This is a genomic window from uncultured Phenylobacterium sp., from assembly GCF_902826855.1.
Lineage (GTDB): Bacteria > Pseudomonadota > Alphaproteobacteria > Caulobacterales > Caulobacteraceae > Phenylobacterium.
This window is the reverse complement of record NZ_CADEGK010000232.1, coordinates 1-6,521: the sequence shown is the minus strand read 5'-3', so window position 1 is coordinate 6,521 and position 6,521 is coordinate 1. Positions and strand designations below refer to the sequence as shown.

At 69.4% G+C, this 6,521-nt stretch carries 7 protein-coding genes and 2 pseudogenes; 6 read left to right on the top strand and 3 right to left on the bottom strand.

Features of this window, described 5'->3' with window-relative positions; translation table 11 throughout:
• Nucleotides 1-491 (top strand): annotated as a pseudogene (locus QZV94_RS21810) (ketol-acid reductoisomerase); the annotation flags it as partial.
• Between the two features lie 148 nt (nucleotides 492-639).
• On the opposite strand, the gene rsgA reads toward QZV94_RS21810, so the two are convergent.
• A complete protein-coding gene (rsgA, locus tag QZV94_RS21805; RefSeq protein WP_293681883.1) occupies nucleotides 640-1,725 on the bottom strand; it encodes a ribosome small subunit-dependent GTPase A in 1,086 nt (361 codons plus the stop codon).
• A 226-nt stretch (nucleotides 1,726-1,951) separates the two neighbouring features.
• Between rsgA and QZV94_RS21800 the strand changes: the two genes are divergently transcribed.
• A complete protein-coding gene (locus QZV94_RS21800) occupies nucleotides 1,952-2,260 on the top strand; it encodes a GNAT family N-acetyltransferase (protein WP_293681880.1) in 309 nt (102 codons plus the stop codon).
• 26 nt (nucleotides 2,261-2,286) lie between these two features.
• On the top strand, nucleotides 2,287-2,643 hold the full coding sequence (locus tag QZV94_RS21795) for an iron chaperone (RefSeq protein WP_293681877.1): 357 nt from the start codon (nucleotides 2,287-2,289) through the stop codon (nucleotides 2,641-2,643).
• A gap of 25 nt (nucleotides 2,644-2,668) precedes the next feature.
• Here QZV94_RS21795 and QZV94_RS21790 read toward each other — a convergent pair whose 3' ends face one another.
• Nucleotides 2,669-3,877 carry a parallel beta-helix domain-containing protein gene (locus QZV94_RS21790; protein WP_293681875.1) on the bottom strand — a complete coding sequence of 403 codons (1,209 nt, stop codon included), beginning with the start codon at nucleotides 3,875-3,877 and terminating at the stop codon, nucleotides 2,669-2,671.
• Nucleotides 3,878-3,963: 86 nt separating this feature from the next.
• Here QZV94_RS21790 and QZV94_RS21785 point away from each other — a divergent pair, with 86 nt between their 5' ends.
• Nucleotides 3,964-4,398 carry a GNAT family N-acetyltransferase gene (locus QZV94_RS21785; protein WP_293681873.1) on the top strand — a complete coding sequence of 145 codons (435 nt, stop codon included), beginning with the start codon at nucleotides 3,964-3,966 and terminating at the stop codon, nucleotides 4,396-4,398.
• On the opposite strand, the gene QZV94_RS21780 is transcribed toward QZV94_RS21785, so the two are convergent.
• Complete coding sequence (locus tag QZV94_RS21780; protein WP_293681871.1) at nucleotides 4,368-5,393, bottom strand: adenosine deaminase; 1,026 nt, start codon at nucleotides 5,391-5,393, stop codon at nucleotides 4,368-4,370. The genes QZV94_RS21785 and QZV94_RS21780 overlap by 31 nt on opposite strands.
• Before the next feature lie 102 nt (nucleotides 5,394-5,495).
• On the opposite strand from QZV94_RS21780, the gene QZV94_RS21775 reads away from it, so the two are divergent.
• The gene (locus QZV94_RS21775; RefSeq protein WP_293681869.1) at nucleotides 5,496-6,131 is read left to right on the top strand and encodes a DUF4129 domain-containing protein; all 636 of its coding nucleotides are present in this window, start codon (nucleotides 5,496-5,498) and stop codon (nucleotides 6,129-6,131) included.
• Nucleotides 6,128-6,521 (top strand): annotated as a pseudogene (locus tag QZV94_RS21770) (hypothetical protein); the annotation flags it as partial. The gene QZV94_RS21775 and the pseudogene QZV94_RS21770, both read left to right, overlap by 4 nt.

Genomic DNA, 6,521 nt, shown 5'->3' with positions numbered 1-6,521 from the left:
CGGGCATCATCGAGACCAACTTCCGCGAGGAATGCGAGACCGACCTGTTCGGCGAACAGGCCGTGCTCTGCGGCGGTCTGGTGGAACTGATCCGCGCGGGCTTCGAGACCCTGGTCGAGGCCGGCTACGCGCCGGAAATGGCCTACTTCGAATGCCTCCACGAGGTGAAGCTGATCGTCGACCTGATCTATGAGGGCGGCATCGCCAACATGAACTACTCGATCTCCAACACCGCGGAATACGGCGAGTACGTCTCCGGTCCGCGCGTGGTGACCCCGGACACCAAGGCGGAGATGAAGCGGATCCTGGAGGACATCCAGTCCGGCCGCTTCGTTCGCGACTTCATGGCTGAGAACGCCGTCGGCGCCCCCAGCTTCAAGGCCACGCGCCGCCGCGGATCCGAGCACCAGATCGAGGAAGTCGGCCAGCGCCTGCGCGCCATGATGCCCTGGATCACCAAGAACGCCCTGGTGGACACCACCCGGAACTAGTCCCCCGTTCGTCATCCCCGGGCTTGTCCCGGGGACCCATAGACTCCGGGGTCGTGGGGTTCGCGCGCGCTTGCGCGCCGCGAACCCTCCAGCGCCGGCGTCTATGGATGGCCGGGACAAGCCCGGCCATGACGTTCCGAGAGGGGGGCTACCCGTCGTCCACCGCCCCGCGCTTGGCCTTCATCCGCACCTTCGCCGCCTTGTGGCGGGTGATCCACAGCCGCTTGTTCTGTAGGGCGAGCTGCGGGTCCTCCTTGCGCTTCTCGAAGGCCACCTCGGCCTGCAGCTTCTGGTAGGCGAGCCAGCGGCTCTCCGGCAGATCGCCGCTCTGGATCGCACCGCGCACCGCGCACCCCGGCTCGTTGCCGTGCCGGCAGTCGCTGAACTTGCACTGCGCGGCCAGGTCCTCGACGTCCTCGAAGGCTTCCGACACCCCGGCGCTGGCGTCCCACAGGGCCAGCTCCCGCATCCCCGGCGTGTCCAGGATCAGCCCGCCGTAGGGCATCAGCACCAGCTCGCGGTGGGTCGTCGTGTGGCGTCCGCGCTCGTCGGCCTCGCGGATCGCGCCAGTATCCATCCGCTCTTCGCCGGCCAGGGCGTTGAGCAGGGTGGACTTGCCGGCGCCTGACGAACCCAGCAGCACGGCCGTCTGGCCCGGAGGCAGCTGCGCCATCAGCGTCTCCAGTCCGAAGCCCGTCTTCGAGGAGATCGCCACCACCGGCGCACCGAAGGCGATGGCCTCGACCTCGGCGACGGTCTCGTCCAGCCCCTCGGGCCCCCCTTCGGCGAGGTCGGCCTTGGTCAGCACGATCACCGGCTGGGCGCCGCTTTCGTAGGTGGTCGCCAGGTAGCGTTCCATGCGGCGCAGGTTGAGGTCCGAGTTCAGCGAGGCCACGAGCAGGGCAACGTCGGCGTTGGCCGCCACCACCTGGGCGCCGCCCCGGGGGCCGGCGGCCTTGCGCAGGAACGCCGTCTTGCGGGGCAGCAGGTGCTGCACCAGGAACTGGCCGTCACGCTCCTCGCCCGCCACCCAGTCGCCGGTGGCCGGGCGGTCGGCCTCCGAGGTGGTCTTCAGCAGGCGCCCGGACGCCAGGCCGTCGGTCTCGCCGGCCTCGGTGACCAGGCGATAGCCGCCGCGGTGCTGGATCAGGATGCGGGCGGGGACCAGGCCCTCGGCCGAATAGGGTGCGAAGTCGTCCTGGAGCGTCTCGCTCCAGCCGTAGGAAGTCAGCAATGGGGTTGTCCTTGGGATCGAGAGCCAATCAGGCGTCGACCGCGGGGACCCCGCGTTGGGTTCGGGGGCTGTTGCCGGTCAGGCAACGTCGGCGGCGACGCAGCGAGGGGCTGCGCGGGCAATGGGCGACATGAACCTCTCCTCTGCGTTTAGAGCCGCGTGGAACAGCGTGGACCTTGGCGGGCGCGCCGCTTCGCGTCAAGAACAGGCAGTAAGGAGTTCACCCATGGCCGACGTCACCGTCACCGACAACACGAACAAGCACCGCTTTGAGGTGACCCTCGATGGAGCTACCGCCTTCGCCGACTACGAGGTGAAGGGTGGCCAGATGGTCTTGCCGCACACGGTGGTCCCGCCCGCCTTCGAGGGCAAGGGTGTGGCCAGCGCCCTGGCCCGCCACGCCTTCGCCTACGCCCGCGACAAGGGCCTCAAGGTGATCCCGACCTGCGAGTTCATGGCCGGCTGGGTCAAGAAGCACCCCGAGGCCCAGGACGTCGTCGACCCGTCCTGCAAGGCCAAACTGGGCATCGCCTAGCCGTGGTTCAGTCGGCCGCCGCGACCGTGGACGACTGGCTTCGGGAGGTGGATCCGAAGCGCAAGCCGGTTCTGGAGGCCGTGCGGGCCGCCGCGCTCAGGGCGTTCGGCGCCGGGGCCGAGCGAATGAGCTACGGCATGCCGGCGTATGTCCGACCGGATGACGAAGGCCCCATCTTCGCCTTCGCCAGCCAGAAGCAATACATCTCGCTCTACGTCAGTACTCGCGTGCACCCCCTCCACGCACAGGCCTTGAAAGCCTTGGACACCGGCAAGAGCTGCATCCGCTTCCGCCGCCCCGACCAGATCGACCTCGACCTGGTCGAGCGCCTGCTGGCTGACAGCGCGAAGCTGTCGAAGGTGGTCTACGGCAAGGGCGGCTGACAGCGACCTAGCGCATCGGTCCGGTCTAGCCTTCCAGGTTGGCCTGGGGCCGGGGCAGGGTCACAGCCTTGGGCTCGACCACCTTGGCGTCCCCCACTGTGGGCGTGATGGTCGGCCGGGCCTTCTCCACCTCGCCGGGCGCCGGCAGGTTCAGGTTCAGCACCGGCCCGTCGGAGATGCGCACCTTGGCCACCCCCGGACTCTGAGCGTGGGTGGTGACGCCGTCCCACATGATCGGCGGGACCTCCTTCAGCAACGCCTTGATCAGCGGCCCGCCCTCGAACGCCGGCGCCCAGGCGTTCTTGCCGATCCGGTTGTCGCGCACGACGATGTCGCGGGGCAGCGGGTTGTAGGTCTTGTCGTCGAACTTGCGGGTGTAGCTCACCAGCATCACTGCGGCGGTGGCGTTGCCGTCGATGCGGTTCTCGAACACGTGCACGTCGCGATTGGCCATCACCATGATGCCAGTGCCCATCGGAACGCTGGCCACGATGTTGCCCTTGGGCGCGAAGTTGGGCGTGTCGTTGTCGACGACGGTGTTGCGGTAGATGCGGTGCGAATGGCCGCCCATCACCGGCAGGTTCGGCAGATCGAACACCAGGATCCCGCCGGTGTTGTGGGTGGTCGTGTTGTCGTGGACGTCGGCGTTCATCGAGTTCTCGATCTCGATCCCGGCGACGTTGAACTCGGCGCGGCTGTTGCGGACGATGATGTTCTTCGACTGGCCCACATAGATGCCGGCGTCCGAGGCGCCTTTCACCGTCACCTTGTCGATCAGCACGTTGGTGCTCTCGACCGGATAGACGCCGTAGGCCCCGTTGGTCTCCTTCGGCCCGCCGGTCCACTCGACGCGCAGGTTCAGGAAACTGATCTGGTCGGCGCCCTTGGACTTGATCCCGTCCCCGCGGCTGTCCTCCACGGCGAAGTCGCGCAGGGTGACGCCGTCCGAGGTGACCAGGAGGCCCTCGCCTGCGCCCCGCTGCCCCTTGAAGGAGAGGATCGTCTGGTCCGGCCCGGCGCCCTTCACCGTCACCTTGGCGACGTCCAGCGACAGGCCGTCGCTGAGGTCGTAGCGGCCGGCGGCGATCTGCACGACGTCGCCCGGCTTGGCGTCGAGCAGGGCGGTCTGCAGGCGCTCCTGGGCGTCGGCCCCCGGGGTCACGGCCAGCACCTTGGCCTGGGCGGTGGCGGCGAGCGCGGTGGCGGCAACCAGGGCGGCGGCGAAGCGGATCATGGTCATCCTCCCGGCATCGTGACGCGCCGTTCAAGTTTGAAAGTGCCGCTGTTCAACCCGCCCGCGCAACCCTTAAGCTCGCGGCCATGAGCGCCGAAATCAGACGCATCGCCCCCGGCGACGAACCCCTCCTGGACCGCGTGGCCGAGGATGTCTTCGACCACGCCGTCGATCCGGCGCGGCTGACCGCCTTCCTGGCCGAGCCGCGGCATCTGATGGTGCTGGCGATCGAGCCCGACGGACTGGTGGTGGGCCAGGCGCGCGCCATCATCCACCTGAGCCCAGACGAGGCCGACGGGCTCTACATCGACAACATGGGCGTGGATCCGGCCTTCCAGCGGCGCGGCCTGGGCGGCCGGTTGCTGGACGAGCTGCTGGCCTGGGGCCGCGAGCGAGGTTGCACATACTCGTGGCTCGCCACCGAGACCGACAACCTGCCCGCCCGCGCGCTCTACGACAGCCGCGGCGCCGAGGCCCAGGAGATGGTGTTCTACGAGTACGGCGACGAGCCCTCGGCGTAGGCGTCGATCGCCGCCAGGTGGCGGGCCACGGCCTCTGGAGGCAGGAACGAGCCGGTGAAGCTGTTCCTGGCCAGGGTGATGAGTTCGGCGAGCGAGAGCTCCAAGGCGTCGGCCGCCTGGATCCAGTTCTGGCCCAGGTAGCCGCCGAAATAGGCCGGGTCGTCGGAGTTGATCGTGGCCTTCAGGCCAAGGTCCAGCATCGTGCGCAAGGGGTGGTCCTTGAGGCTGGGAACCACGCGCAGCTTGAGGTTCGACAGCGGGCAGACGGTGAGCGTCTTGCCGTCATGGACCAGCCGCTTGACCAGCGCCGGATCTTCCAGCGCCCGGTTGCCGTGGTCGATGCGGTCGACGTCCAGGATGTCCAGGGCCTCCCACACGTACTCCGGCGGCCCCTCCTCGCCGGCGTGGGCGACCAGCTTCAGCCCCTTGGCGCGGGCGGCGGCGAACACACGCGCGAACTTGAGCGGCGGGTGGCCGACCTCGGAGCTGTCCAGCCCCACGCCGACGATGCGATCGAGATAGGGCTCGGCGGCCTTCAGGGTGGCGAACGCCGCCGCCTCGTCCAGGTGCCGCAGGAAGCAGAGGATCAGGGACGAGGTGATCCCCAGGTCCCGCTCGGCCTCCGCCATGCCGGCCAGCAGGCCGTCCATGACGGTGGAGAACGCGATGCCACGATCCGTGTGGGTCTGCGGGTCGAAGAACAGCTCCACGTGGCGGCAGCCGTCGGTGGCTACGCGGCGGAAGTAGGCCATCGCGAGGTCGTGGAAATCCCGCTCGGTGATCAGCACGCCGGCGCCCTGGTAGTAGATATCCAGGAAGTCCTGCAGGTTGGAGAAGGCGTAGGCGGCGCGGACCTCCTCCACGCTCGCGAAGGGCAGGGCCACGCCATTGCGGCGGGCGAGCTCGAACATCAGCTCGGGCTCCAGGCTGCCCTCGATGTGCAGGTGCAACTCGGCCTTGGGCAGGCCACGGATGAAGGCGGCGAGGTCGCTCATGGCTTCGTCCTCCCCGCGAACGAGGGGCAGGTCAAGTATCGGGCTCAAGGGTTGCGGCGGCCCGGTGGTGCTCTAGGCTGGCCGCGCAACTAGGGGATGTTGGTGCAGGGTTCGGAGGCGGCGGCGCAGGCGGGCCAGACGGTGGAGCAGAAGCTCGCCCTCGCCCACGAGGCGCTCCGCAAGACGCCCGGCCTGCAGTTCGACTTCGGCGCCCAGCCGCCGCCGCCGAAGCCGCCGGGCTGGCTGGCGCCGCTGCTGGAGTTCCTGGCCTCGCTGGGCCCCATCCTGCAGTACGTCTTCTGGGGCGGGCTGGCGGTCGGCGTGGCCCTGATCATCTACTTCATCGCCCGCGAGTTCGTGCCGGAGACCTGGCTGCGAAAGTCCCGCGCGAAGCAGGTGGTCACCGACTGGCGGCCCGAGGCCGGGACGGCGCGTGCGCTCCTGGAGGACGCCGACGGTCTGGCCGCCGCGGGTCGTTTCGAGGAAGCGATCCACCTGCTGCTGTTCCGCTCCATTGAGGACCTGGTGGCGCGCCGGCCGGGCGCAGTCAGGCCCGCCTTCACCAGCCGCGACATCGCCGGCCTGGAGGTGCTGCCCGGCGAGGCGCGCTCGGCCTTCGCCCGGCTGGCCCAGGCGGTGGAGCGCACCTTCTTCGGAGGCCGGCCCGCCGACGCCGAGGAATTCGGCCGCGCGCGCAAGGACTATGAGGCCTTCGCCTTCGCCGAGGGCTGGCGGTGAGCGAGGCGGGCGAGGGCGCATCCGGCTCGTCGCCAGCGTTTTCCGCCCGTGCGGTCCTGGCCCTGGTCGTGGTTGGGATCGTCGCCTTTGCGGGCCTGGCCGTACTGTCGACCTTTGCGCCTGAGCTGCGCAGCGGCGCCGACGGCCGCGCGCACGCCCTGTCGAAGTCCGCGATCGGCTACGCCGCGGCGCCGATCCTGATGAAGGCCATGGGCGCGCCGGTCGTGGTGAGCCGTACGCGCCCGGTGAAGGCGTCGCCCGCCCTCGTGGTCCTGACCCCGGAGCCGGGTCTCAGCCCCCGGGATCTGCAGGCCTATCCGCAGGGCGTGCTGACACTCATCGTCCTGCCCAAGTGGTTGGCGACGCCCGATCCCCTTCGCCGGGGGCTCC